This is a genomic window from Streptomyces sp. NPDC051576, from assembly GCF_040681835.1.
Taxonomy (GTDB): domain Bacteria; phylum Actinomycetota; class Actinomycetes; order Streptomycetales; family Streptomycetaceae; genus Streptomyces.
In genome coordinates this window covers 1-26,267 of the sequence record NZ_JBFAZO010000002.1, presented here as the reverse complement: position 1 = coordinate 26,267, position 26,267 = coordinate 1, and the positions used below count along the sequence as shown (strand labels likewise).

Sequence of the window (26,267 nt, the reverse complement as noted above, 5' to 3'; positions counted from 1 at the left end):
CAGCCGGGACGGGATCGGATCAGGGCCGCAGCACGACCTTGCCGAGGTTGCTCCGCGAGGCGATCACCCCGTGCGCCTTCGCCGCCTCCGCCAGCCCGAACTCCCCGTGCACCACCGGTTTCAGGGCGCCCTGCGAGAACAACCGCCACAGCTCCTGCCGCCACCGCTCGTACACCTCGGGCTTCCCCCGCGCGATCCGTGCGATCTGGAACCCGATCACGGACTTGGTGCCCACGAGCAGGTCGTACGCCTGGATCGTCCCGCCGCCCGAGCTGTACGCCACGAGCCGCCCGCCCGGGACGAGTGCCGCCACGGCCGGGGTGAGCAACTCGCCGCCCACAGCGTCGAGTACGTAGTCGACGGGGTCGCCCGAGCCCAACCCGTCGTAGGTGATCACCTCGTCGGCGCCCAGGGCGCGCACGAACTCGCCCTTCGCCGGATCGGAGACCGCGCCCACGACCCGCCCCGCGCCCCTGATCCTCGCGAGCTGGACGGCGAGATGCCCGACCCCGCTCGCCGCGCCCGTGACAAGCGCGGCCTCGCCGGGCTCGGGGCGGGCCGCGTCCAGCGCGCCCAGGGCCACCAGCCCGCTGCGGAGGAGCGCGACCGCGTCGACGGCGGAGGCGCTGTCGGGCACGGGCGAGGTCATGGCCTCGTGGAGGACGGCGAAGTCGGCGTACCCGTGCCCGAAGCACAGCCCCGTCACCCGCTCGCCCGCCCGGAAGCGGGTCACGCCCTGTCCTACGGCGACCACCTCGCCCGCGATCTCGCCCCCGAGCGGGATCGGCTCGGCGGCCTCGGTGACCTTGCGGACGACGGGCAGGGTGACCCCGATCGCCTCGGCGCGGACGAGGAGTTCGCCGGGGCCCGGTTCGGGGACGGGGACCTCCTCCAGGAACAGCGGGCCGCCGGTGGCCTCGTACCGGACGCGACGCATCGCACCTCCAGGAACCGTGGAGAGAATCGTTGGGATTCCCAATGGTATTCACGATGTCGTTGGGAAGTCCAATGATTTCTGGGTAGGGTGGACGTATGGCCGAAGCACCCCTCCCAGCGATGCGCTCCCTCCCTAGTTGGCTCCTGGGCCGGGCCGCCGCCCGTGGCCGGACCCTCGTCGCCGACGCCCTGGCCTCCGAAGGCCTGAAGATGTGGCACCACGTGGTGCTCTCCGCCGTCCGCGATCTCGCCCCCGTCGCCCAGGCCGACCTTGGTCGCAGTGTCGGGCTCGATCCCAAGGACCTGGTCGGCGTTCTCAACGACCTCCAGTCCACCGGCCTCGTCGTGCGGGAGCCGGACCCGAAGGACCGCCGCAAGAACGCGGTGTCGCTCACGACGGAGGGCGCACGCCTCCTCAAGCGCTGCGAGAAGGCGGCCCGCGCGGCCAACGAGCGACTCCTCGCCCCGCTGTCGGTGGCCGAACGCGAGCGGTTCATGGACCTGTTGATCCGGATTTCCGGTACGGACGGCTGACGACGGCTAACGTTCCGTCATGACCCGACCGCAGACTCCCGAACCCCGGCTCGCCCTCGACCCCGAGCGCACCGCCCTGGTCCTCGTCGATCTGATGGACCGCATCGTCGCGCTGCCGCTCGAACCGCACAAGGGCACCGAAGTCCTCGCCGCGGCCGAGGAGTTGGCCGCCGGATTCCGCTCCGCCGGCGCCCTCGTCGTCCTGATCCGGGTCGAACGCCCCGGCATCGCCGAACAGCCCGCCGGCAGCGGACTCGCGGCCGGCCTTGCCCGGGCGGGCGACCTGGAGATCGTGAAGCGGACGATCGGCGGCTTCCAGGGCACCGGACTCGACGACCGCCTGCGCGAACGGGGCGTCACCACGCTGGTGTTCGGCGGGATCGCCACCAACCTCGGGGTGGAGTCCACCGCGCGCGCCGCCGGAGACCTCGGCTACCAACTCGTCTTCGTCGAGGAGGCCATGAGCGCGTTCACCGCCGCCGAGCACCAGGCCTCCGTGAAGCTCGACTTCCCGCGACTGGGCACGGTGGTGGCCGCGGCGGAGGTGCGTTTCGCGCCGGGCGGCTGAGGCGCGCGGCCCGGACGGGTGGCCGGGCGGTCAGACGAGGACCGTGCCGCCGTCCACGACCACCGTGGAACCGGTGGTGTAGCCGCCGCGCATCAGATACAGATACGCCTCGGCGATGTCCTCCGGCTCGCCGATCCGGCCGACCGGGAGCGACCCGGCGACGGACTCGAACAGCCCGTCCCGGTGCTCGTCGCCCATCTCCCGCCACAACTCGGTACGGACCACACCGGGCGCGACCACATTGACCCGCAGCGGCGCCAGCTCCAGGGCCAGCGCCCGGGTCAGCGACTCCATCGCCCCGCACAGCGCGGCGGCGACGCTCGTGCCGGGCAGCGGCCTGCGCCCGGCAGTCCCCGTGGTCAGCACCACCGACCCGCCCTCCCGGATCGACCCGGCGCCGTACTTCACCGCCGTGTACGCACCCCACAGCCGGGTGTCCAGGAAGGCCCGGGCCCGCCCGAGGTCGGACTCGGCGAGGCTCTCCATCAGCAGCGCCTCACCCGCCGTGTACACCAGGTGGTCGTAGCCGCCGAGCTCCTCGAAGAAGGCCCGTACCGCGTCCTCGTCGCTCGCGTCGAGCACCCGGCCCTCGGCATCCTCCGGGAGCCGCTTCAGCGCGGCGTCCACGCTGTCCCGCCGGCGTGAGGCGACCACCACCCGGGCGCCCTCCCGCGCGGCCGCCTCCGCGACCGCGAGCCCGATTCCCGCCGTTCCGCCGATGACGACGATCCGCTGTCCTCGCAGTTCCATGGCCTGCCCCTTTCGTACCGCCGTGACGTCGTGGTGCCGTGACGCCGTATCGCTGTGCCGCGATCCAGCCTGCGGCCGGCGTCACCCCGCCGTCCAAGACCTCTTCCGACGGTGGCGATACCCTGAAGGCATCGCCGATGCGGGACGGAAGGAGCGGCTCCCATGGACCTCGACCTGCGGAAGATCCGCTACTTCGTGGCGGTGGCCGAGCTGCTGCACTTCGGTCGCGCGGCCGAGCGACTGCACATCGCGCAGCCGGTGTTGAGCCGTCAGATCCGGTCCCTGGAAAAGGACTTGGACGCGACGCTCTTCGAACGCGACAGCCACGGAGTGACGTTGACGGCGGCCGGCCGTCAACTCCTCGACGACGGACAGGCCCTGCTCGCCTCCGCGAACGCGACACGGAGGCGGGTGCACCGGTCCGCGCGGGGCCCGCACCGCCTCGTCGTCGGCTTCCGCGCGGGCGTCGTGATCACCCACACCCTGCGCGCCTTCGCCGCCGCCCACCCCGACATCGAGGTCAAGGCCCGCCGGGTCGAATGGGACGACCAGGAACAGCTGATCCTCGACGGCACCGTCGACCTGGCCTATCTGCGCCGCCCGGTCCGCGAACAGGGACTCGCGCTCCTCCCCCTGTTCACCGAGACCCGGGTGGCGATGCTCCCCGCCGACCACCGCCTCGCCGGCAAGCAGGACCTCGTGCTCGCCGACCTCGAAAGCGAGACCTGGCTGCGCTACAACGACCCCGGGCCCGACGACGTGCCGATCCGCAGCATCGAGGAGAAGTTCGAGGTCGTGGCGTCCGGAGCGGGCATCACCCTCGTCCCCGCCTCCGTCGCCGAGCAGTACTCCCGCCCCGACATCACCTACGTCCCCGTCACCGACGCCGCACCCGACGAAGTGATCCTCGCCTGGGAGGCGGCCCGCCGCTCACCCCTCATCACGGCGTTCACGCGGGCCGCACAGGGCCTCGGCGGGCAGGACTGAGGCGGGGCCCCGCGGCGCAGGGGGCGCTCCCCGCCGGCCGGGGCCCCGCCGCCGTGCCGCGGGACGGGGACGTCAGCCCTGGGCGGCCGCGGCCCGCAGGGCGATGCGGTCCTCGCCCGCGTACACGTTCATGTTGGCGCCCCGCAGGAAGCCCACCAGGGTCAGGCCCGTCTCCACCGCCAGGTCCACGGCCAGCGACGAGGGCGCCGACACCGCCGCCAGCACCGGGATGCCCGCCATCACGGCCTTCTGCGCCAGCTCGAACGAGGCCCGGCCCGACACCAGCAGGATCACCCGGGACAGCGGCAGGTCACCGTTCTGCAGGGCGCGGCCGACCAGTTTGTCGACCGCGTTGTGCCGGCCCACGTCCTCCCGTACGTCCAGCAGCTCGCCCTCCTCGCTGAACAGGGCCGCCGCGTGCAGACCCCCGGTCCGGTCGAAGACCCGCTGCGCCGCGCGGAGCCGGTCGGGGAGGCTCGCCAGCAGGGCGGGCTCGACACGGACCGGGGGAGTGTCGGCGATGGGCCAGCGGGCCGTCGTACGCACCGCGTCCAGGCTCGCCTTGCCGCACAGACCGCACGAGGACGTCGTATACACGTTCCGCTCCAGCGTGATGTCGGGAATCACCACGTCCGGGGAGGTCCGCACGTCCACCACGTTGTACGAGTTCGAGCCGTCGACCGTCGCCCCCGCGCAGTACACGATGTTCTGTAGATCGTATGCAGTCGCCAGTACGCCCTCGCTGACCAGGAATCCGGCGGCGAGCGCGAAGTCGTCGCCGGGCGTGCGCATGGTGATCGCGAGCGGCTTGCCGTTGAGCCGGATCTCCAGGGGTTCCTCGGCGACCAGCGTGTCCGGGCGGCTGGAGACCGCGCCGTCCCGGATCCGGATCACCTTGCGTCGTTCCGTGACTCGTCCCATGTCCTGATCAGCCCCGGTTCTGTACGTGCTGGTAGCCGAAACGGCCCTTGATGCAGAGGTTGCCGTGGGTCACCGGGTTGTCGTGCGGCGAGGTGACCTTCACGATCTCATTGTCCTGCACGTGCAGAGTGAGGTTGCAGCCCACTCCGCAGTACGCGCACACCGTGGTCGTCTCGGTCTGCGCCGACTCGTTCCACGTACCCGCCGCGCGCATGTCGAACTCGGACTTGAAGGACAGCGCCCCCGTCGGGCACACCTCGACGCAGTTCCCGCAGTACACGCATGCCGAGTCGGTCAGCGGCGCGTCGTGCTCGACCGCGATCCGCGCGTCGAAACCGCGCCCCACGACGGAGATCGCGAAGGAGTTCTGCCACTGCTCACCGCACGCGTCGACGCACTTGTAGCAGAGGATGCACTTGTCGTAGTCGCGCACATACAGCTCGTTGTCGACCCTCGGCTCCTCGCCGAGCCGGGCCGCGTCCGGGCCGAAACGGTCCGGCTCCGCCCCGTACTCCTCGATCCATTCGGCGGCCTTCGGCGTCGTCGACAGGTCGACCGAGGACGCGAGCAGTTCGAGGACGACCTTGCGGCTGTGCCGGGCCCGTTCGGTGTCGGTCCGCACCTCCATACCGGGCTCGGCCCGGCGGGAGCAGGCGGGCACGAGGGTCCTGGACCCCGCCACCTCCACGACACACACCCGGCAGGCGTTCTTCGGGGCGAGCGTGTCGCCCTGGCAGAGGGTCGGCACGTCCTTCCCGGCGGCCCGGCAGGCGTCCAGCACCGTCGAGCCCTCGGGTGCGCGCACCGGCTCCCCGTCGATCGTGAACTCCAGCATCCGACGCGGAATCCCCAGCGGTATCGCGGTCATTCGTACGCTCCCAGACGGTCTACGGCCGATTCCACGGCGTTCCACGCGGTCTGCCCCAGACCGCAGATCGAGGCGTCCCGCATCGCCCGCCCGACCTCCCGCAACAGGGCGATGTCGCCGGACGCGTCGGCTCCGGTGCGCTCCACGATCCGGTGCAGCGCCTCCTCCTGCCGTACGGTCCCGACCCGGCACGGCACACACTGCCCGCACGACTCGTCCCGGAAGAACTCGGCGATCCGCAGCAGCAGCCGGGGCAGCGGCACGGTGTCGTCGAAGGCCATCACGACCCCCGAACCGAGCGTTGTGCCCGCCGCCCGGGTCCCTTCGAAGGTCAGCGGGATGTCGAGTTCGTCGGGCCGTACGAAACCGCCGGCCGCCCCACCGAGCAGCACCGCCCGCAACCGGCCCCGGACACGGGCGAGTTGGAGCAGTTCGCCGAGCGTCGCGCCGAACGGCAGCTCGTAGACACCCGGCCGGTCCACACTCCCCGACACACAGAACAGCTTGGGACCGGTCGACCCGCCGGAGCCGATCGCCGCGTACGCCGGTGCGCCCATGGTCAGGATCGGCAGCACGTTGACGAGCGTCTCCACGTTGTTCTCGACCGTCGGCTTCCCGAACAGGCCCTTCTCCACGGGGAAGGGCGGCTTCGAGCGCGGCTCGCCCCGGTAGCCCTCGATCGAGTTGAAGAGGGCGGTCTCCTCACCGCAGATGTACGCGCCCGCGCCGCGCCGGATCTCGATGTCGAAGGCGTACCCCTGGCCGAGGACGTCCTCGCCGAGGAACCCACGCGTGCGGGCCTGGTCGACGGCATGCTGCATACGATGTACGGCTCTTGGATACTCGCCGCGCAGATACAGATAGCCCCGGTGGGCGCCCGTCGCATACCCGGCCACGGTCATCGCCTCGACCAGCGCGTACGGGTCGCCCTCCATGACCACCCGGTCCTTGAAGGTGCCCGGCTCGGATTCGTCGGCGTTGCACACCAGATGGTGCGGACGGTCGGGCTGGGACGCCGTGGCCTGCCATTTGCGGCCGGTGGGGAAGGCGGCGCCGCCACGCCCGACCAGGCCGGAGTCGGTCACCTCGCGGATGATCCCGGCCGGACCGAGCTCGAAGGCCCGCCGCAGGGCGGTGTAACCGCCGTGTGCGCGATAGTCGTCCAGCGAGGCCGGATCGACGACACCGACCCGCCGCAGCAGCGTCAGCGCCGGGTCGCCCGCCTGCGGTACGGCCGTCACCGGGGCCGGTTCCTCCGGCGCCGAGTCCGGGGCGGTCGCCGCGACTACGGCCGTCTCGACGGTCGCCGGTGCGGACACGGCCGTACGCACCGGGTCGCCGGCCCTGATCGCGAGGGCGGCCGGAGCGCGTTCGCACAGGCCCAGGCAGGGGCTGCGCTCGACGGCGACCCCGCTGCCGGGCCCGAGCCGCGACTCGATCCCGGCGCACAACTCGCCCACGCCGGCAGCCGTGCACGCGAGGTCCGTGCACACGTGCAGCACGGTCGAGGGACGCGGCCGCACCGAGAACAGGGCGTAGAAGGTGGCGACCCCGTACGCCTCCGCGGGCGGGACCGTCAGACGCCGGCACAGATAGGCGAGGGCGCCCTCGCTGATCCAGCCGACCCGGTCGTTGACCGCGTGCAACCCCGGCAGCAGCAGATCACGCCGGTCCCGCGCCTCGCGCCCGCCACGCGCCCAGCGCAGATCGGCGTCGGACCGGTCGGCGCCCTCCCACGAGGACTCCGGAGGCCCCAACAGGACGTCCACCGCGGCCCGTTCCTCGTCCGTCGGCTTGCTGTCGCCGAAGTGCAGGTCCACTTGCGTCACCTCACGTAGGCCGTGACCGGAAGCTTCTCGATGCGGATCGCCGACGCCTTGAACTCCGCCGTCCCCGCGATCGGGCAATTCGCCTCGATCGTCAACTGGTTGGTGTCCACCTCGTCGGGAAAGTGCATGGTCATGAAGGCGAGCCCCGGCCGCAGCGCCGTGTCCACCCAGACCGGCGCCACCACCGCCCCGCGCCGCGAGGACACCCGCACCTCCTCACCGACCACCACGCCGTAGCGCTCGGCGTCCTCCGGGCACAGCTCGACGAACTCGCCGCGCCGGAGCGGGGACGCGAAACTCCCGCTCTGCACACCGGTGTTGTACGAGTCCAGCCGCCGCCCGGTCGTCAGCCGGATCGGGTACTCCTCGTCCGTCAGGTCGACCGGCGGATCGTGCTGGACCAGCCCGAACGGCGCGCGCACGCCCCGCCGCGCCGGGTCCGACTCCCACAACCGGCCGTGCAGATAGGTCGGTTCGAGCTCCTCGATGCTCGGGCACGGCCACTGGATGCCCTGCTGCTCCTCCAGGCGTGCGTAGGTCATCCCGTGGTGATCGGGTGACAGCGACCGCAGTTCGTTCCACACGGCCTCGGAGTCCGCGTACTTCCACTCGTGCCCGAGCCGCTGCGCCAGCGCGCAGATGATGTCGATGTCCTCGCGGGCCTCCCCGGGCGGGGCGACGGCCCGCCGTACGCGCTGAACCCGCCGTTCGCTGTTGGTGGTTGTGCCCTCGGTCTCCGCCCAGCCGGCGGTGGCGGGCAGGACCACGTCCGCCAACTCCGCTGTCTTCGTGAGGAAGATGTCCTGGACGACCAGGAAGTCGAGCGCCGACATCCGGCGCACGGCCTGCTCGCTGTCCGCCTCCGACTGCGCGGGGTTCTCGCCGATGCAGTAGACCGCCCTGAGCGTGCCCTCCTCCATCGCCTCGAACATCTCGGTGAGGTTCAGCCCGTAGTGCGGTTCGACGACGGTGTCCCAGGCCGACTCGAACTTCGCCCGCGCGTCCGGGTCGAGGATGTCCTGGAAGCCGGGCAGCCGGTTGGGGATCGCGCCCATGTCGCCGCCGCCCTGCACGTTGTTCTGACCGCGCAGGGGCTGCAACCCGCTGGCGTAGCGCCCCACATGGCCGGTCAACAGCGACAGGTTGATCAGCGCGCGCACGTTGTCCGTGCCGTTGTGGTGCTCGGTGATCCCCAGCGTCCAGCACAACTGGGCCCGCTCCGCGCGGGCGTAGGCGTGCGCCAACTCCCTTATCGCGGCGGCCGGTACGCCCGTCACCTTCTCCGCGAGGGACAGCGTCCACGGCTCGACGAGGGCCCGGTACTCGTCGAAACCGGAGGTCGCCCGCTCGACGAACGCCTCGTTGACCAGCCCCGCGTGGATGATCTCGCGGCCGATCGCGTGCGCCATCGGGATGTCCGTGCCCACATTGAGCCCGAGCCAGCTCTCCGCCCACTCGGCGGTCGACGTACGGCGCGGGTCGACCGCGTACATCCGGGCCCCGTTGTGAATCCCCTTCAGCACGTGCTGGAAGAAGATCGGGTGCGCGAAGCGGGCGTTGGAGCCCCACATCACGACGACATCGGTGTGCTCGATCTCCTCGTACGACGAGGTCCCGCCGCCCGAGCCGAACGCGGCCGACAGGCCCGCCACGCTCGGGGCGTGACACGTCCGGTTGCAGGAGTCGACGTTGTTGGTGCCCATGACGACCCGGGCGAACTTCTGCGCCACGAAGTTCATCTCGTTGGTCGCCCGGGCGCAGGAGAACATGCCGAACGCGCCGCGCGCCGCCGCCAGACCCCGGGCGGCCCGGTCCAGGGCCTCCTCCCAACTGGCTTGCCGGAAGGGCTCGTCGCGGGAGTCGCGGACGAGGGGGTGGGTGAGCCGGGGGTAGGTCTTCCGGTCGCGTCGTTCACGTCGATCGCGTCGTCCGGTTCCTTCGCGTCCACTCATGCGGCACTCCTCAGCGCGAGCAGGTCCGAGATGGCGTGCACGGTGCGCAGGGTGGGCACCTCCACGCCGGTGATCTCCGCCAACTCGACGACGGCCGCGAGGAGTACGTCGAGTTCGAGCGGTTTGCCGCGCTCCAGGTCCTGGAGCGTGGAGGTGCGGTGGTCGCCGACGCGTTCCGCGCCCGCGAGCCGCCGTTCGATGGAGACGCCGACCTCGCAGCCCAGGGCCTCGGCGACGGACAGCGTCTCGGTCATCATGATCTCGATGACCTTGCGGGTGCCGCCGTGCAGGCACATCTGCCGCATGGTGGCCCGGGCCAGCGCGCTGATCGGGTTGAAGGAGATGTTGCCGAGCAGCTTGAGCCAGATGTCGTTGCGCAGCTCCGGCTCGACCGGGCACTTCAGCCCGCTGGCCTGCATGGCCTCGCTCAGCGCCAGGCAGCGCGCCGAGACGCTCCGGTCGGGCTCCCCGATCGAGAACCGGGTGCCTTCGAGATGGCGGACAACTCCCGGCCCCGCAAGCTCCGTTGCCGCGTAGACGACACAGCCGACGGCCCGTTCGGGCGCGAGCACCGCACTGACCGCGCCGTCCGGGTCCACACTCTCGACGCGTTGCCCGTCGTAGGGGCCGCCGTGCGCGTGGAAGTACCACCAGGGGATGCCGTTCTGGGCGGCCACCACCGCCGTGGTGTCGTGCAGCAGGGGCTCGATCAGCGGCCCGCACGCCGCGTACGAGTTGGCCTTCAGGCCGAGGAGGACGAAGTCGGCCGGGCCGATCTCGGCGGGGTCGTCGGTGGCGTGGACGCGGGCGGTGAAGTCGCCCCGCGGGCTGAGCACGTGGACGCCGTGCTGCCTCATGGCCGCGAGATGCGGTCCACGGGCGACGAGATGCACATCGGCGCCCGCACGGTGCAGCGAGGCTCCGACATAGGCGCCGATCGCACCGGCGCCGAGGACTGCGACTTTCACTGGAGACTCTCCGTTCGGTCGAGGGAGTACCGCGGAGGTGGCTGCCGTCCGGCCGGCGTGGCCGGTGCGGGCGGCGCCGAACAGTGTCGACGAAATATTGTCTACAGTATGGAGTCGAGGTCGACAAGGGTTCGGACAGCGACCGTCCGCAAGGACTGTTCCGGCAAGGTCCGTTCCGGCGGAGACCGTTCCAGCAGGGACCGTTCGGCGCACACTGCATACCGCTCATCGCATACGGTCGACGCGCCGCCTTCTCAACTCCCTTGCCACTCCCTACCGTCCGGGATCATGAGTCCCCCAGTAGCACCTCCGGCGTGGAGCCGCTGGCTGGTTCCGCCCGCCGCCCTCTCGGTGCACCTCTCCATCGGCCAGGCCTACGCCTGGAGCGTCTTCAAGCCGCCGCTCGAATCCTCACTGAACCTCAGCGGCACGCAGAGCGCGCTGCCCTTCCAGCTCGCGATCGTGATGCTCGGTCTGTCTGCCGCGTTCGGCGGCACGCTCGTCGAACGCAACGGGCCGCGCTGGGCGATGACCGTCGCCCTGATCTGCTTCTCCTCCGGCTTCCTGATCTCCGCGCTGGGCGCGGAGACCAAGCAGTTCTGGCTGATCGTCCTCGGCTACGGCTTCGTCGGCGGGATCGGCCTCGGCATCGGCTACATCTCACCGGTCTCCACCCTGATCAAGTGGTTCCCGGACCGGCCCGGCATGGCCACCGGCATCGCCATCATGGGCTTCGGCGGCGGCGCGCTCATCGCCTCCCCGTGGTCAGCCCAGATGCTGAAGTCGTTCGGCTCCGACAACACCGGCATCGCGCAGGCCTTCCTCGTGCTCGGGCTGTCGTACGCCGTCTTCATGACGCTCGGCGTCCTCCTGGTGCGGGTGCCGCGCACGGACAAGCCCGTCGAGAACGCCCCCAGCGTCCTGACCGGCGTGCAGGTCTCCGCCAACAGTGCCGTGCGCACCCCGCAGTTCTGGTGCCTGTGGGTCGTCCTGTGCATGAACGTGACCGCGGGTATCGGCATCCTGGAGAAGGCCGCCCCGATGATCACGGACTTCTTCGCGGACACCTCGACGCCGGTCTCGGTGTCGGCCGCCGCCGGTTTCGTCGCGCTGCTCTCGGCGGCCAACATGGCGGGCCGTATCGGCTGGTCGTCGACCTCGGACCTGATCGGACGCAAGAACATCTACCGCGTCTACCTGGGCGTCGGCGCGATCATGTACGCGCTCATCGCACTGTTCGGCGACTCCTCGAAGCCGCTGTTCATCCTGTGCGCGCTGGTGATCCTGTCCTTCTACGGCGGCGGCTTCGCGACCGTGCCCGCCTACCTGAAGGACCTCTTCGGGACCTACCAGGTCGGCGCGATCCACGGCCGGCTCCTCACCGCCTGGTCCCTCGCCGGTGTCCTCGGCCCGCTGATCGTGAACTGGATCGCCGACCACCAGAAGGACGCCGGCAAACACGGTGCCTCCCTCTACGACACCTCCTTCCTGATCATGATCGGGCTGCTCGTCATCGGGTTCGTCGCCAACGAACTCGTCCGGCCCGTCAACGCCCGCCACCACATCCCCGCCCAGAGGGAGGCCGTCGATGTCGAACGACACCAGTCAGAGTCCGCCTGACCGGCGACCGCTGATCGCCTTCGCCTGGCTCTGGGTGGGCGCACCCCTCGTGTACGGGCTGTACGAACTGATCCTCAAGGCGAAGCAACTGTTCACCGGCTGAATGTCCCCTCCCCGGCGTCAACCCCGGGACGGATGACAGAAGCCGACAACCCGGACGGCAGTTTCCTGTGGCATCACCTGCCGCCGTACCCGCGAGTCACTGGCAAGACTGGTGGATCCCGCTACCCAAGGCAACGAGGGGGACCACCCATGAACGGCACGCGGATCGCCGCCGTCGGTCATTACCAGCCCGCCAAGGTACTCACCAACGAGGACCTGGCGGGCATGGTCGACACCAGTGACGAGTGGATCACCTCCCGGGTGGGCATCCGTACCCGTCACATCGCCGGGCCCGACGAACCGGTCGACGAGCTGGCCGCGCACGCCGCCGCCAAGGCCCTCGCCGCCGCCGGCCTGACGCCCGGGGACATCGACCTGGTCCTGGTCGCCACCTCCACGGCCATCGACCGCTCCCCGAACATGGCCGCCCGCGTCGCCGCCCGCCTCGGCATCCCCTCGCCCGCCGCCATGGACGTCAACGTGGTGTGCGCCGGCTTCACCCACGCCCTGGCCACCGCCGACCACACCGTCCGCGCGGGAGCGGCCACCCGGGCCCTGGTCATCGGCGCCGACAAGATGTCCGAGGTCACCGACTGGAGCGACCGTACGACCTGCGTCCTGGTCGGCGACGGAGCGGGCGCCGCCGTCGTCGAGGCCGCCGACGAACCCGGCATCGGACCGGTGCTGTGGGGTTCGGTGCCCGAGATGGGGAACGCCGTACGGATCGAGGGCACGCCCCCGCGGTTCGCGCAGGAGGGCCAGAGCGTCTACCGCTGGGCCACCACGCAGCTCCCGCCCATCGCCCGCAAGGCCTGCGAGAAGGCCGGCCTGACCCCCGCCGACCTCGCCGGTGTGGTCCTCCACCAGGCGAACCTGCGGATCATCGAGCCCCTCGCCGAGAAGATCGGCGCCGTCAACGCGGTCGTCGCCCGCGATGTCGTCCAATCGGGCAACACCTCCGCCGCGAGTATCCCCCTCGCGTTCTCGAAGCTCGTCGAACAAGGTGCCGTCCGCACCGGCGACCCCGTCCTGCTGTTCGGCTTCGGCGGAAACCTGTCCTACGCCGGCCAGGTCGTCCGGTGCCCGTGACCTGCGCACACGTTCGGATGTGACGAGGCCGACGCACGCTCCCCCTGGCTGCTGTGCGCCGTAGACTGTAGACGAAAGACAATCCATACTGGCTTTCCGGTATGCACACAGCAGGATGCCGTCAAGGAGGGGGACCGCGATGTTGTCCGCAGGACTGCCGCAGGGGGCGGTGCCCAAGCTCGAACGCCCGGGACCGCTGCGCGACCGCGTCTACGAGGCACTGCTCGAACTCATCACCACGCGCGCCCTGCAGCCCGGTCAGCATCTCGTCGAGAGCGAACTCGCCGGGCACCTCGGGGTGTCCCGGCAGCCCGTGCGGGAGGCGCTGCAGCGGCTCAACACCGAGGGCTGGGTCGATCTGCGGCCCGCGCAGGGCGCGTTCGTGCACGAGCCGACGGAGGAGGAGGCGGACCAACTCCTCACCGTACGCACGCTGTTGGAGGCCGAGGCGGCCCGGCTCGCCGCCGCCAACGCGGGCAGCGCCGGCATTGCCGTCCTGGAGGAGCTGTGCGCGGAGGGCGAGCGGGCCGTCGACGCGGACGACGTGGACGCCGCCGTCACCATGAACGCCCGCTTCCACGCGAAGGTCATGGAGCTGGCCGGCAACGCGGTCCTCGCCGAACTCGCCGCGCAGGTCGACCGCCGGGTCCGCTGGTACTACACGCCGGTGGCCCGCCAGCGCGGGCTGAAGTCCTGGATCGAGCACCGCACCCTGATCGACGCGATCGCGGCCCGCGACGAACTGCGCGCGAGCCTGCTGATGCGCGAACACACCGAGCACACCCGGCGGTCGTACCACGAGCGCGAGAAGCCCGAGCGTTCGTAGGGGTGGTGTCACCGGGCCTGTGGGGCGCCGTCGGAGGCGTCCTGCACGCCGGCGTGCAGCCAGTCCGCCTGGTTGTCGTCGGCCCGGGCAGCCGCGAGAGCGATGAGCTGTGCGGCGGCCGCCGTCCCCACCCGGGCCAGGGCCTCTGCCGTCCGCCGGATCACCGCCGTGTCCTCGGGATCCAGCAGCAACTGCACCAACACGTCCGCAGCCTCAGGAACATCGGCGAAGGCGGCGAGGTCCCGCCCGGCGCGAGCACGTCGCGTCCAGGACGAGGACGATGCCTCGGCCAAGGCCGCCGCCAACCCACTCGTCATCTCCGGCACGGGCACACCGTTTCACACCCGCGCCGGATGGCCCTCCCATCAGGGAGGGCCATCCGATGTGCGACGTGTCGGGCGGGAACTGTCAGGTCGCGGGCTGTGGTTGGGGAACCGGAGCCGATTCCCGGTCCTCACGGCCCGGTTGGCGCAGGAGCAGTGCGATGGCCGCTGCCACCATCGAGACGCCGCCGGCCAGTGCGTACGCGCCGTTGTAGCCCCAGGCCGCGACCACCATGGAGCCGAGGCCGCCGCCGAACAGGCCGCTGACCAGCTTTCCGCTGTACACCAGGCCGTAGTTGGTGGCGTTGAAGTTCTCGCCGAAGTAGTCCGGGGTGAGGGCGGCGAACATCGGGTAGAAGGCGCCGCCGCCGAAGCCGGAGAGGAAGGCGAAGAACAGGAACAGCCATTCGCTGCGCAGATGGCCGGCCCAGATCACGCCGAACTGGGCCAGGCCCAGCACCACGATGACGAAGACCAGGGTGAGTTTGCGGCCCCACAGGTCGGACAGCCAGCCGACGACCGCGCGGCCGATGCCGTTGATGACGGCCATGACGCCCATCGAGGAGGCCGCCACCAGCGGGCCGAAGCCGACGTCCTTGGCGAAGTCGACCTGGAAGGAGATCCCGAAGATCGACACCCCGGCGGTCAGTACGATCGACAGCCACATCAGGGGCAGCATGCCGGTGCGGATGGCCTCCTTGGGGGTGAACTGCCGTACGGCGGGCGGGTTCTTGGCGAGGCTCGTGGCGCTCTTGGCGTTGCCGCCGTAGGTCAGCGGGTCGATGTCGGCGGGCCACCAGTTCTTCGGCGGGTCCTTGAAGAAGAACGCGCACCCGAACACCACGACCAGGATGTAACAACCGATCAGATCCAGGACCCGGTGGTAGTTCCCGGTGTCGAAGGCGTAGTTGAAGATGAAGATGAAGGGCAGCGAGCCGTAGGCGAAGCCGCCGTTGACGAACCCGGTGCGGGCGCCCCGCCGTTCGGGGAACCACTTGCCGACCATGTTGATGCAGGTCGCGTAGACCAGTCCGGCGCCGACGCCGCCGACGACACCGAAGCCGATGATCGCAAGCCACACGTTGTCCAGGTGGGACAGCGCGAGGAAGCCGATGACGCACAGCACCGAGCCGACGTACATCGCCCTGCGGGCCGTCAGGATGCCCTTCTCCCGCATCCAGCCCGCCGGGAAGGCGATACCGGCCTGGAAGAAGACCCAGACGCTCAGGATCCAGAAGGTGTTGCTCTGCGTCCAGCCGTGCGCGCTGGACAGGGTGTCCTCCGCCGAGCCGTACGCGTACTCGAAGACACTGATCGCCATCATGGCGATCCACGGCAGATAGACCATGATCTTGCGTGAGTGGCCGAGGAGGTCCCGGTCGGTCTCGCCGACGCGGTAGACACGGCCGTTGGCGTCGGTCACTTCACGGTAGGGACGGTTCGCGGCGCCGGAATCGTTCGTGGTGATGGGATCTGCGGTCATGTCACGCCATCTCCTCGCCGAGCGGGTGCGGGTTGGGGACGATGCGCCGGGCGCTGGGCCTGCCCGGAGCCTTGAGGAAGAGCGCCAGCACCGCGGAGGCCAGGCCCACCGAACCCGCCAGGACGAACGCGCCGTGGTAGTCCCACTCACCGACGACGACCGCGCCCAGACCGGAGCCGACGAGCCCCGAGATCAGCTTCGAGCTGTAGACCATCCCGTAATTACTGGCGTTGTTGTTCTCACCGAAGTAGTCCGCCGTCATGGCCGCGAACAGCGGGAAGATCGCCCCGCCGCCGAAACCGGAGACCATGGAGCAGAACAGGAAGAACGGCATGCTGCCCATCTGGCCCGAGACCAGCACCCCGAACTGCGCGGTGCCGAGCACGAGACACACGATGATCAGCGTGTGGCGGCGGCCGAAACGGTCGGAGATCCAGCCGATGACACCGCGCCCGGTGCCGTTCACGATCGCCTTGAGGGACATCGCCGTGGCCACGATCCCGCCCGCGAAGCCCATGTCCTTGCCGAACGGCACCTGGAAGGCGATGCCGAAGATATTGATACCGGCCGTGCACAGCAGACAGAACCACATCATCCAGAGCACGGGTGTGCGGGCGGCCTCCTTGGGTGTGTACTGCTTGACCGCCGGCGGGTTCTTCTCCAACGCCCGCCGGATCCTGGGGTCTTGGGACGTCGTCAGCGGATCGACGTGCGCGGGCCACCAGTTCTTCGGCGGATCGCGGAAGAACCAGCCCGCCGAGGCCACCACCAGACACAGCCCGATGCCGACCAGGCTGAGCAGCACCTTGTAGTTGCCCAGGTCCAGCACCGAGGTGAACAGGAACACGAACGGCACGGACCCGTAGGCGAATCCGCCGTTGACGAAGCCCGTCTTGCCGCCCTTGCGCTCCGGATACCACTTGCCGACCATGTTCACGCACGTCGCATACACAAGACCGGCGCCGATACCGCTGCACATGCCGAAGCCCAGATAGGCGACGAGCACGTTCGGTGCGAACGCCAGCGCCAGATAGCCCAGCAGGGTGCCGAGCGCGCCGATCAACATGGCCGTACGGGCGGGCAGTCGGCCGCTCTCCCGTAGTTGTCCGGCCGGGAAGGCCACGGCCGCCTGGAAGAACACCCAGACGCCCATCAGCCAGAAGATGTGTCCGCCGCTCCACAGATGCGCGTCATGGAGCGTGTCCTCCGCCGACGTGAACGCGTACTCGGCGGAACTGATGCCCATCATGCCCACCCAGGGCAGGACGACCATCCACCTGCGGGAACGGCCCATGATGTCGACATCGGATTCTCCGATGCGGTACACGCGGCCGTGACGGTCCGTCACCTCCCTGAAAGGGACGGACGTCGAACAGTCCGTTGTTGCCATCGTTCAGTGCCCCTTGCGTCGAAAGTTCTGGCCAGCGCCCCCTGTCCAATGCCTTTCGTGTGCGCACGGGTCCCCGGGGCCGGCCGACCGCACTGTCGGCCGACCCCGTGATCGCCTACGTCATGAACCACCGCCCAACAGGCCTGCCGCACGGGCCCATCGGTACTTCGCGCCCAGCACGGCCACCGGCTTCTCGGTCGTGTACGGGTACGCCACCACCCCGCGCTCGTACAGGTACTGGCAGGCCTCCTCGACCTCCACGTCACCCGCGAGCGACGCCACCACCGGCTTCTCGATGCCGCGTTCCCTGAACTCGGCCACCACGCGGGCGGTGAGTTCCGCGAAGACCATCGGGGGAGTGACGATGGTGTGCCAGTAGCCGAGGACCAGTGCGTGGATGCGCGGATCCTCCAGACCGAGCCGGATCGTCGCCTCGTACGTCGACGGCGGCTCGCCCCCGGTGATGTCGACCGGGTTGCCCGCGGCGCCGAAGGGCGGGATGAACTCCCGGAAGGACGCGTCGAGATCCGGCGGAATCTCCATCAGGGAGAGGCCGTTGTCGGTCACCGCGTCCGAGAGCAGCACACCGCTGCCGCCCGCGCCGGTGATGATGACGATGTTGTCGCCCTTGGGGGCGGGCAGCACCGGCAGTCCGCGCGCGTACTCCAGCATGTCGTTGAGCCCGGGGGCACGGATGACACCGGCCTGCTTCAGGATGTCCTCGTACACGGCGTCGTCGCCGGCCAGCGCACCCGTGTGCGAGCCCGCGGCCTTCGCGCCCGCCGCCGTACGGCCGGCCTTCAGCACCACAACCGGCTTGCGGGGAACGGTCTTTCGGGCCGCCTCGACGAACGCCCGCCCGTCCTTGAGGTCCTCCAGGTGCATCGCGATGCACTCGGTGTGCGGATCCTCGCCGAACCAGGTCAGCAGGTCGTCCTCGTCCAGGTCCGACTTGTTGCCGAGCCCCACGATCGCCGACACACCCGTCTTCGTGGTCCGCGCGAAGCCCAGGATGGCCATGCCGATGCCACCGGACTGCGAGGTCAGCGCCACCCCGCCCTTCACGTCGTACGGCGTGCAGAACGTGGCGCACAGATCCTGCCAGGTCGAGTAGTAGCCGTAGATGTTCGGCCCGAGCAGCCGGACGCCGTAGCGCTCGGCGATCTCCACGATCTCTTCCTGGAGTTGTACCTCACCGGTCTCGGCGAACCCGGAGGGGATGAGGACGGCGTTGGGGATGTTCTTGCGTCCCACCTCCTCCAGTGCCGCTGCCACGAACTTGGCGGGAATGGCGAAGACGGCCACATCCACCTCACCGGGAACGTCCGTGACACTCTTGTACGCCTTGCGGCCGAGGATGTCATCGGCCTTGGGGTTCACCGGGTGGATCTCGCCGGCGAAACCGCCGTCGACGAGGTTGCGCATGACCGAATTGCCGATCTTGCCCTGCTCGTTGGAGGCACCGATCACGGCGACCGAGGTGGGCTCCATCAGCCGGCGCATGGTCGTCAGGATCTCGTCGCGTGTATACCGTCGACGAGGTACCGGCTGCGACTCGGCGAGGATGACGCGGATGTCGGCCGCGACCGCGCCCTCCGGTGTCGCGATCACGGGATTGAGGTCCACCTCGGCGATCTCCGGGAAATCCGCGACCAGTTGGGACACCCGGCGGATCTGCTCGGCGATCGCCCACCGGTCCACCGCCGCCTGCCCGCGCACCCCGCGCAGGATCTCCGCCGCCCGGATCGAGTCCAGCATCGACAGGGCCTCGTCCGCGCTCACGGGCGCGAGCCGGAACGTCACGTCCTTGAGCACCTCGACCAGCACCCCGCCGAGCCCGAACGCGACCACCTTCCCGAACGTCGGGTCGGTCACCGCACCGACGATGACCTCCTGCCCCTGCGGCAGCAACTCCTGTACCTGGACGCCCTCGATACGGGCCTGCGCGTCGTAGGCACGCGCGTTGTCCACGATCCTGTGGAACGCCGCCCGTACGTCCGCCGCGCCCTCGACCCCGACGATGACCCCGCCGGCGTCGGTCTTGTGCAGGATGTCGGGCGAGACGATCTTCATCACCACTGGCCCGCCGAAGCGCGCCGCGTACGCGACGGCCTCGTCGACGTCCGTCGCCAACTCCTCGCCCGGTACGGCGATCCCGTACGCGTCGGCGATCACCTTGCCCTCCGGCGCGGTGAGCGCGAACCGACCCTCGGCCCGCACGGAGTCGAGCAGGGCGCGCACCCTCAGGGTCCGGTCCTCTGCCATCACGTCAGATCACCCCGTCCGTCTTGAGCAGGCGCAACTCTTCGTCACCGAGACCGAGTTCGCCGATGAAGACCTCTTCGTTGTGCTCGCCGAGCAGCGGTGAACTGGTCACGTCCACCGGGGAGTCGGAGAGCTTGAGCGGGCTGCCCACGGTGACGAACTCGCCGCGCTCGGGGTGCGGCACCGTCACGACCATCTCGTTGGCGACCAGCGAGGCGTCCTCGATGATCTCCCGGGTCGACAGGATCGGCCCGCACGGGATGTTGTGGGCGTTGAGCTTCTCCAGCACCTCCCACTTGGGCAGCGTGGCCGACCACTCCTCGATGAGCTGGAACATCTTCGCGAGCTGAGGCAACCGGGCCTCCGGAGTCGCCCACTCGGGGTCCTCGGCCAGCTCGGGCCGGCCGATCAGCTCGGTCAGCGGCCGCCAGCCGACCGGCTGCACGATGACGTACACATAGTCGTTCGGGCCGCCCGGCGCGCACTTGACCGCCCAGCCGGGCTGGCCGCCGCCGGACGCGTTGCCCGAGCGCGGGACCTCGTCCCCGAAGTCCTCGTTCGGGTACTCGGCGAGCGGCCCGTGCGCCAGCCGCTGCTGATCGCGCAGCTTCACCCGGCAGAGGTTCAGCACGGCGTGCTGCATGGCCACGTTGACCCGCTGCCCGCGCCCGGTGCTCTCCCGCTGGAACAGTGCCGCCAGTATCCCGGCTACTGTATGCACTCCGGTGCCCGAGTCACCGATCTGAGCGCCCGTGGCCAGCGGTGGCCCGTCCTCGAAGCCGGTGGTCGACATCGACCCGCCCATCGCCTGCGCGACCACCTCGTACGCCTTGAAGTCGGTGTACGGGCCGTCCCCGAAGCCCTTGATGGACGCATACACGATCCGGGGATTGATCTCCTGTATGCGATCCCAGGTGAATCCCATACGGTCGACCGCGCCCGGCCCGAAGTTCTCGACCATGACGTCGGAGCGCCGGATCAGCTCGGTCAGGATCTGTTTGCCGCGCTCGGTCTTCGTGTTGAGGGTGATGCTCCGCTTGTTGCAGTTGAGCATCGTGAAGTAGAGGGAGTCGACGTCCGGGAGGTCACGCAACTGCTTGCGCGTGATGTCACCGGTCGGCGCCTCCAGCTTGACGACGTCGGCGCCGAGCCAGGCGAGCAGTTGGGTCGCGGAGGGCCCGGACTGGACATGCGTCATGTCGAGGACGCGGATGCCCTCAAGTGCCTTGGCGGTCATGGCCGTTCACCTCACTTGTACATCGTCTGGTTCATGGTTCCGGGGGCGTACGCGTCCGGGTCGACCCAGACGTTGATCAGCGACGGCTTGCCCGACTCACGGGCGCGCCGGAGCGCGGGGCCGATGTCGGCGGGGTCGCGGACCTCCTCGCCGTAACCACCCAGCATCTGGGCGAACTTGTCGTAGTGGACGTCGCCGAGGGTGTTGCCGACCCGCTCGCGCTCCAGGCCGTACTTCTGCGCCTGGCCGTAACGGATCTGGTTCATCGAGGAGTTGTTGCCGACGATGCCGACGAAGGGGAGGTCGTAGCGCACGAGGGTCTCGAAGTCCCAGCCGGTCAGCGAGAACGCGCCGTCGCCGAACAGGGCGACGACCTCCTTGTCGGGCCGTGCCTGCTTGGCGGCGAGCACGAAGGGGATGCCGACGCCGAGGGTGCCCAGCGGGCCCGGATCCATCCAGTGCCCGGGCGACTTGGGCTGGACGACCTGCCCCGAGAAGGTGACGATGTCGCCGCCGTCGCCGATGTAGATGGAGTCCTCGGTGAGGAAGTCGTTGATCTCGCTGACCAGACGGTAGGGATGGATGGGTGAGGCGTCCGACCGCAGGCTGGGCAACCGCTTCTCGATCGCGGTCTGTTCGGCCGCGCGCAGCTCGTCGAGCCACTCCTTGCGCCTGGACGCACCGCCGTTGAGGCGTCCGGAGGCGGCCTCGGCGACCGACTTCAGTACGAGGCCCGCGTCACCGACGATCCCGAGGTCGATGTCGCGGTTCTTGCCGACGGTGCGGTAGTCGAGGTCGATCTGCACGACGGTCGCGTCGGGGGAGAGGCGCTTGCCGTAGCCCATGCGGAAGTCGAAGGGCGTGCCGACGATCACGATGACGTCGGCGCCCGAGAAGGCGTACCGGCGCGAGAGCTGGAAGTGGTGCGGATCGCCCGGCGGCAGGGTGCCGCGGCCCGCGCCGTTCATGTACGCGGGGATGTTGAGCGTGCGCACCAGATCGATCGCCGCCTCGGTGCCGCGGGTCGTCCACACCTGGCTGCCCAGCAGGATCGCCGGCTTCTCGGCGTGCACGAGCAGGTCGGCGAGCTTCTCGATCGCCTCGGGGTCGCCGGCCGAGCGGGTCGAGGCGCGGTAGGCGCCGGGCTTCGGCACCCGCGCCTTGCTCACCGGCACCTTGGCGTCGAGGACGTCGCGCGGGATCTCCAGGAAGGAGGGGCCCGGCGCGCCGTGGTAGCACTCGCGGAACGCCATCGACACCATGTCGGCGGCCCGCGCTGTGTCCGGCACCGCCGCCGCGAACTTGGTGATCGGCGTCATCATGTCGACGTGCGGGAGGTCCTGGAGGGACCCCATCTTGTGCTGGGTGAGGGCGCCCTGGCCGCCGATCAGCAGCATCGGGGACTCCGCGCGGAAGGCGTTGGCGACACCGGTGACGGCGTCGGTCGTACCGGGACCAGCGGTGACGACCGCGCACCCCGGCCTGCCGGTGATACGGGCGTAGCCGTCCGCCGCGTGGGCCGCCACCTGCTCGTGGCGTACGTCGACGACTTCTATGCCCTCGTCGACGCAGCCGTCGTAGATGTCGATGATGTGGCCGCCGCACAGGGTGTAGATGCGGTCGACCCCCTCGGCCTTCAGGGCTTTGGCGACGAGATGACCACCGGAAATCACGTCCTGGGTGTCGTCGGGCATGGCGAAGTCCTGTCCCTTCGTAGGGGGTTGGAACGCTCTCGCGGTACATTGCATACAGTCGACGAATACTGTATGAAACTTGTTATCCCGCATCCGGTGGGTGGTGTCCAGGGGGCGTGCGGCACTTTCGAGTCAGGAGCCGAGATGGACCTGTACGAGCACCAGGCAAGGGAACTCTTCGAAGAACACGGCATCCTGGTGCCCCGGGCCGAGGTCACCACCTCGTCCAAGGAGGCACGTGGGATCGCCCGCCGGCTGGGCGGCCGGGTCGTGGTGAAGGCCCAGGTGAAGACCGGCGGGCGGGGCAAGGCGGGCGGGGTGAAGCTCGCCGCCGACCCGGCCGCGGCGGAGCTGACCGCACGGCAGATCCTCGGCATGGACATCAAGGGCCACACGGTCGGCACGGTGATGCTGGCCCAACCGGTCGACATCGAGAGCGAGTTCTACGTCTCCTACGTCCTCGACCGCGCGGCCGGCCGGTTCCTCGCGATCGCTTCCGCCGAGGGCGGCATGGAGATCGAGGAGGTCGCCGCCCGTCGACCGGACGCGGTCGCCCGTATACACATCGACCCGGCCGAGGGAGTGACCTCCGCGAAGGCGGGCGAGATCGCCGAGGCGGCCGGGCTGCCGCCACAGACCGTCGACGTCCTCGTACGGCTGTGGGAGGTGCTGGTCCGCGAGGACGCCGTCCTCGTCGAGGTCAACCCGCTGGTACGCACCCGGCAGGGGCAGATCCTCGCCCTCGACGGCAAGGTCACCCTCGACGACAACGCCCGCTTCCGGCAGGCCCGTTGGGGCGTCGGGGGCGAGGTGCACCAGGACCCGCTGGAGGCGGAGGCCGCCGCGAAGGGACTCAACTACGTCAAGCTCGACGGCGAGGTCGGCATCATCGGCAACGGCGCGGGGCTCGTCATGTCGACGCTCGACGTGGTCGCCGGCTGCGGCGCCCGCCCCGCCAACTTCCTCGACATCGGCGGCGGCGCCTCGGCCCGGATCATGGCCGACGGGCTGTCCGTCATCCTCGCCGACCCGGCCGTGAAGTCGGTCTTCGTCAACGTCTTCGGCGGCATCACCGCGTGCGACGCGGTCGCCGACGGCATCGTACGGGCCCTGGACACCGTCGAGTTGACCAAACCGCTGGTCGTCCGGCTCGACGGCAACAACGCGGCCCGCGGCCGGGCCGTCCTCGACGAGCACGCCCATCCACTGATCCAGCAGGCCACCACCATGGACGGCGCCGCCCGCCGCGCCGCCGACCTCGCCAACGCACGCTAAGGAGCCGGGACATGGCGATCTACCTCACCAAGGAGAGCAAGGTCCTCGTCCAGGGCATGACCGGCGGCGAGGGCATGAAGCACACCCGCCGGATGCTCGCCGCCGGCACGAACATCGTCGGCGGGGTCAACCCCCGCAAGGCCGGCCGCACCGTCGACTTCGACGACCGGGCCGTCCCCGTCTTCGGGTCGGTCGCCGACGGTATACGGTCGACCGGAGCCGATGTCACCGTCGTGTTCGTGCCGCCGCCCTTCGCCAAGGCCGCCGTGACCGAGGCCGCCGACGCGGGCATCGGCCTCGCCGTCGTCATCACCGAGGGCATCCCCGTCCACGACTCCGTCGCCTTCACGGCGTACGCGAAGTCGAAGGGCACCCGGATCATCGGCCCCAACTGCCCCGGCCTGATCACCCCCGGCCAGGCCAACGCGGGCATCATCCCCGCCGACATCACCAAGCCGGGCCGCATCGGCCTGGTCTCCAAGTCCGGCACGCTCACCTACCAACTCATGTACGAACTCCGGGACATCGGCTTCTCGACCTGCGTCGGCATCGGCGGAGACCCCGTCGTCGGCACCACCCACATCGACTGCCTCGCCGCGTTCCAGGACGACCCCGACACCGAACTCGTCGTCCTCATCGGGGAGATCGGCGGCGACGCGGAGGAGCGGGCGGCCGCGTACATCCGTGACCACGTCACCAAACCCGTCGTCGGCTACATCGCCGGCTTCACCGCACCCGAGGGCCGCACGATGGGCCACGCGGGAGCCATCGTGTCCGGCTCCTCCGGCACGGCGGCGGCGAAGAAGAAGGCGCTGGAGGCCGTGGGAGTCAGGGTCGGACACACCCCGACGGAGACCGCCCGACTGGTCCTGGACCGGCTGGACCACCTGGAGCGCTAGGTGATGTCACTCATAGTCGATGTGACGTGACTGTCGCGCTCCTTCGAGCGCAACTAGCTTCACCTGTACGACAGTTCCTGCCTCACCCCGCCCCGACTGTGCACCGAGAGCGGAGCAGAAGCATGGCATCAACCCTCAAAGCGGGCACGTCCTGGAGCGACGCCTGGCGGCGTTGTCTCGCCGTCGCGCCCGAAGCCTTCCAGGACGACCGCCTCCTCAACCTCTGGAACACCGCCTGGCAGCGGGACGGCCGGGCCCTGCCCGCCACCACCCCCGTCGACGGCAGCCCGATCGCGGGTCCGCCCAGGCTGGACCGGTCCACCGCCCACCAGGCCGTACGCGCCTCCCTCGACCAGCACCGGGCCTGGCGGCACGTCCCGCTCGACGAGCGGCGCGCCCGCGTCGCCGCCACGCTGGACGCCCTCACCGAACACCGCGAACTCCTCGCATTGCTGCTGGTCTGGGAGATCGGCAAGCCCTGGCGACTCGCGCAGGCGGACGTGGACCGGTCCATCGACGGTGTGCGCTGGTACGTCGACGGCATCGAACCGATGCTGGCCGGCCGCAGCCCACTGGACGGCCCGGTGTCGAACATCGCGAGCTGGAACTACCCGATGAGCGTGCTCGTCCACGCCATGCTGGTCCAGGCGTTGGCCGGTAACGCGGTCATCGCCAAGACCCCGACCGACGGCGGCGTCGCCTGCCTCACCCTGGCCGCCGCGCTCGCCGCGCGCGAGGGAATCCCCGTCACCCTTGTCAGCGGCAGCGGGGGCGAGTTGTCGGAGGCGCTGGTCCGGGCGCCCGAGATCGGCTGCGTCTCCTTCGTCGGCGGACGGGACACCGGAGCGGCGGTGGCCACTGCCGTCGCCGACCTCGGCAAACGGCATGTACTGGAACAGGAGGGACTCAACACCTGGGGCATCTGGAACCACACGGACTGGGACACGCTCGCCGCCGTCATCCCCAAGCTCTTCGACTACGGCAAGCAGCGCTGCACCGCGTATCCGCGTTTCGTCGTCCAGCGCGAACTGTTCGACGAGTTCCTCACCGCCTACCTCCCCGCGGTCCGAACTCTCCGCGTCGGCCACCCTCTTGCCGTCCAACACACCCAAGACCCCTACCCGGACCTGGACTTCGGCCCGGTGATCAACGCGGCCAAGGCCAAGGATCTCCACGACCAGGTGGCCGAGGCGATCGACCGCGGCGCCGTACCGCTGCACCGCGGCACGCTCTCCGAGACCAACTTCCTTCCAGGCCAGGACACTTCGGCGTACGTCCGACCCGTCACCCTCCTCAATCCGCCGTCGTCGTCGCCGCTGCACCACGCGGAACCGTTCGGCCCGGTCGACACCATCGTCCTGGTCGACACGGAGGCGGAGCTGCTCGCCGCGATGAACGCGTCCAACGGCGCGCTGGTCGCCACCCTCTCCACCGACGACCGGGCGACCTACGACCGACTGGCCCCGCAGATCCGGGCGTTCAAGGTCGGCCACGGCAAGCCGCGCTCCCGCGGCGACCGCGACGAACTGTTCGGCGGGTTCGGCGCCTCCTGGCGCGGCGCCTTCGTCGGCGGCGACCTCCTCGTCCGCGCGGTGACTCAAGGTCCGGTGGGGGAGCGGCTGCCCGGCAACTTCCCGGAGTACCAGCTCATGCCGTGACCGACGGGCACCGGCTCACGTCGTGACCGGCGGCCGGGGGGGGGCGGCGGGCGCCCCCCGAGGCCCGGCGCCGGGGTCGGCGCGGGCCCCCCC

23 protein-coding genes are annotated in these 26,267 nt (G+C 70.1%); 10 read left to right on the top strand and 13 right to left on the bottom strand.

What is annotated here, in order from left to right:
* Positions 1-19 precede the first annotated feature (19 nt).
* Positions 20-937, bottom strand: coding sequence for a zinc-binding dehydrogenase (locus AB0M63_RS06055; protein WP_366018562.1), 918 nt, complete (start codon positions 935-937; stop codon positions 20-22).
* A gap of 95 nt (positions 938-1,032) precedes the next feature.
* Here AB0M63_RS06055 and AB0M63_RS06050 point away from each other — a divergent pair, with 95 nt between their 5' ends.
* Both AB0M63_RS06050 and AB0M63_RS06045 read left to right on the top strand, forming a co-directional pair.
* On the top strand, positions 1,033-1,470 hold the full coding sequence (locus tag AB0M63_RS06050) for a MarR family winged helix-turn-helix transcriptional regulator (protein WP_366018561.1): 438 nt from the start codon (positions 1,033-1,035) through the stop codon (positions 1,468-1,470).
* Between the two features lie 19 nt (positions 1,471-1,489).
* Entirely contained in the window at positions 1,490-2,038 is a 549-nt protein-coding gene (locus AB0M63_RS06045) for an isochorismatase family protein (protein WP_366018560.1), read from the top strand.
* A 30-nt stretch (positions 2,039-2,068) separates the two neighbouring features.
* On the opposite strand, the gene AB0M63_RS06040 is transcribed toward AB0M63_RS06045, so the two are convergent.
* Complete coding sequence (locus AB0M63_RS06040) at positions 2,069-2,788, bottom strand: SDR family oxidoreductase (RefSeq protein ID WP_366018559.1); 720 nt, start codon at positions 2,786-2,788, stop codon at positions 2,069-2,071.
* Between the two features lie 162 nt (positions 2,789-2,950).
* Here AB0M63_RS06040 and AB0M63_RS06035 point away from each other — a divergent pair, with 162 nt between their 5' ends.
* The gene (locus tag AB0M63_RS06035; protein ID WP_366018558.1) at positions 2,951-3,775 is read left to right on the top strand and encodes a LysR substrate-binding domain-containing protein; all 825 of its coding nucleotides are present in this window, start codon (positions 2,951-2,953) and stop codon (positions 3,773-3,775) included.
* Positions 3,776-3,847: 72 nt separating this feature from the next.
* On the opposite strand, the gene fdhD is transcribed toward AB0M63_RS06035, so the two are convergent.
* From fdhD to AB0M63_RS06010, 5 genes are read right to left on the bottom strand one after another with little or no spacing between them, the layout of a single operon-like run.
* Positions 3,848-4,696, bottom strand: a complete 849-nt coding sequence (gene fdhD / locus AB0M63_RS06030; RefSeq protein WP_355918911.1) for a formate dehydrogenase accessory sulfurtransferase FdhD — start codon at positions 4,694-4,696, stop codon at positions 3,848-3,850.
* A 7-nt stretch (positions 4,697-4,703) separates the two neighbouring features.
* Positions 4,704-5,564, bottom strand: coding sequence for a 2Fe-2S iron-sulfur cluster-binding protein (locus tag AB0M63_RS06025; protein ID WP_355918914.1), 861 nt, complete (start codon positions 5,562-5,564; stop codon positions 4,704-4,706).
* Positions 5,561-7,384: an NADH-ubiquinone oxidoreductase-F iron-sulfur binding region domain-containing protein gene (locus AB0M63_RS06020; protein ID WP_366018557.1), complete on the bottom strand. Its 1,824-nt coding sequence runs from the start codon at positions 7,382-7,384 to the stop codon at positions 5,561-5,563. The genes AB0M63_RS06025 and AB0M63_RS06020 overlap by 4 nt, the downstream gene beginning before the upstream one ends.
* 5 nt (positions 7,385-7,389) lie before the next feature.
* Complete coding sequence (locus AB0M63_RS06015) at positions 7,390-9,345, bottom strand: molybdopterin-dependent oxidoreductase (protein ID WP_366018556.1); 1,956 nt, start codon at positions 9,343-9,345, stop codon at positions 7,390-7,392.
* On the bottom strand, positions 9,342-10,313 hold the full coding sequence (locus tag AB0M63_RS06010; RefSeq protein WP_366018555.1) for a 2-dehydropantoate 2-reductase: 972 nt from the start codon (positions 10,311-10,313) through the stop codon (positions 9,342-9,344). The genes AB0M63_RS06015 and AB0M63_RS06010 overlap by 4 nt, the downstream gene beginning before the upstream one ends.
* A gap of 288 nt (positions 10,314-10,601) precedes the next feature.
* On the opposite strand from AB0M63_RS06010, the gene AB0M63_RS06005 reads away from it, so the two are divergent.
* The 4 genes from AB0M63_RS06005 to AB0M63_RS05990 all read left to right on the top strand — a co-directional run bounded on the left by AB0M63_RS06005 (position 10,602) and on the right by AB0M63_RS05990 (position 13,950).
* Positions 10,602-11,933 (top strand): OFA family MFS transporter, encoded by a 1,332-nt coding sequence (locus tag AB0M63_RS06005; RefSeq protein ID WP_366018554.1) that lies wholly within the window; start codon positions 10,602-10,604, stop codon positions 11,931-11,933.
* Entirely contained in the window at positions 11,902-12,036 is a 135-nt protein-coding gene (locus tag AB0M63_RS06000) for a hypothetical protein (RefSeq protein ID WP_267930280.1), read from the top strand. The genes AB0M63_RS06005 and AB0M63_RS06000 overlap by 32 nt, the downstream gene beginning before the upstream one ends.
* 149 nt (positions 12,037-12,185) lie before the next feature.
* Positions 12,186-13,124 (top strand): beta-ketoacyl-ACP synthase III, encoded by a 939-nt coding sequence (locus AB0M63_RS05995; RefSeq protein WP_366018553.1) that lies wholly within the window; start codon positions 12,186-12,188, stop codon positions 13,122-13,124.
* Between the two features lie 139 nt (positions 13,125-13,263).
* Positions 13,264-13,950 carry a GntR family transcriptional regulator gene (locus AB0M63_RS05990; RefSeq protein WP_355918933.1) on the top strand — a complete coding sequence of 229 codons (687 nt, stop codon included), beginning with the start codon at positions 13,264-13,266 and terminating at the stop codon, positions 13,948-13,950.
* Positions 13,951-13,958: 8 nt separating this feature from the next.
* Here AB0M63_RS05990 and AB0M63_RS05985 read toward each other — a convergent pair whose 3' ends face one another.
* From AB0M63_RS05985 to AB0M63_RS05960, 6 genes are all read right to left on the bottom strand, one after another.
* Positions 13,959-14,267, bottom strand: a complete 309-nt coding sequence (locus tag AB0M63_RS05985; RefSeq protein WP_366018984.1) for a HEAT repeat domain-containing protein — start codon at positions 14,265-14,267, stop codon at positions 13,959-13,961.
* Positions 14,268-14,358: 91 nt separating this feature from the next.
* Positions 14,359-15,756 carry an OFA family MFS transporter gene (locus tag AB0M63_RS05980; RefSeq protein WP_366018552.1) on the bottom strand — a complete coding sequence of 466 codons (1,398 nt, stop codon included), beginning with the start codon at positions 15,754-15,756 and terminating at the stop codon, positions 14,359-14,361.
* Position 15,757: 1 nt separating this feature from the next.
* On the bottom strand, positions 15,758-17,146 hold the full coding sequence (locus tag AB0M63_RS05975) for an OFA family MFS transporter (RefSeq protein ID WP_355918939.1): 1,389 nt from the start codon (positions 17,144-17,146) through the stop codon (positions 15,758-15,760).
* A gap of 120 nt (positions 17,147-17,266) precedes the next feature.
* A complete protein-coding gene (locus AB0M63_RS05970) occupies positions 17,267-19,411 on the bottom strand; it encodes an acetate--CoA ligase family protein (RefSeq protein WP_366018551.1) in 2,145 nt (714 codons plus the stop codon).
* A gap of 4 nt (positions 19,412-19,415) precedes the next feature.
* On the bottom strand, positions 19,416-20,648 hold the full coding sequence (gene frc, locus AB0M63_RS05965) for a formyl-CoA transferase (RefSeq protein WP_366018550.1): 1,233 nt from the start codon (positions 20,646-20,648) through the stop codon (positions 19,416-19,418).
* Between the two features lie 11 nt (positions 20,649-20,659).
* A complete protein-coding gene (locus AB0M63_RS05960) occupies positions 20,660-22,342 on the bottom strand; it encodes a thiamine pyrophosphate-binding protein (protein WP_366018549.1) in 1,683 nt (560 codons plus the stop codon).
* A 144-nt stretch (positions 22,343-22,486) separates the two neighbouring features.
* Here AB0M63_RS05960 and sucC point away from each other — a divergent pair, with 144 nt between their 5' ends.
* The 3 genes from sucC to AB0M63_RS05945 all read left to right on the top strand — a co-directional run bounded on the left by sucC (position 22,487) and on the right by AB0M63_RS05945 (position 26,174).
* The gene (gene sucC / locus AB0M63_RS05955; RefSeq protein WP_366018548.1) at positions 22,487-23,617 is read left to right on the top strand and encodes an ADP-forming succinate--CoA ligase subunit beta; all 1,131 of its coding nucleotides are present in this window, start codon (positions 22,487-22,489) and stop codon (positions 23,615-23,617) included.
* A gap of 11 nt (positions 23,618-23,628) precedes the next feature.
* Positions 23,629-24,516, top strand: a complete 888-nt coding sequence (gene sucD, locus AB0M63_RS05950; protein WP_366018547.1) for a succinate--CoA ligase subunit alpha — start codon at positions 23,629-23,631, stop codon at positions 24,514-24,516.
* 122 nt (positions 24,517-24,638) lie between these two features.
* The gene (locus tag AB0M63_RS05945) at positions 24,639-26,174 is read left to right on the top strand and encodes an aldehyde dehydrogenase family protein (RefSeq protein WP_366018546.1); all 1,536 of its coding nucleotides are present in this window, start codon (positions 24,639-24,641) and stop codon (positions 26,172-26,174) included.
* Positions 26,175-26,267 lie beyond the last annotated feature (93 nt).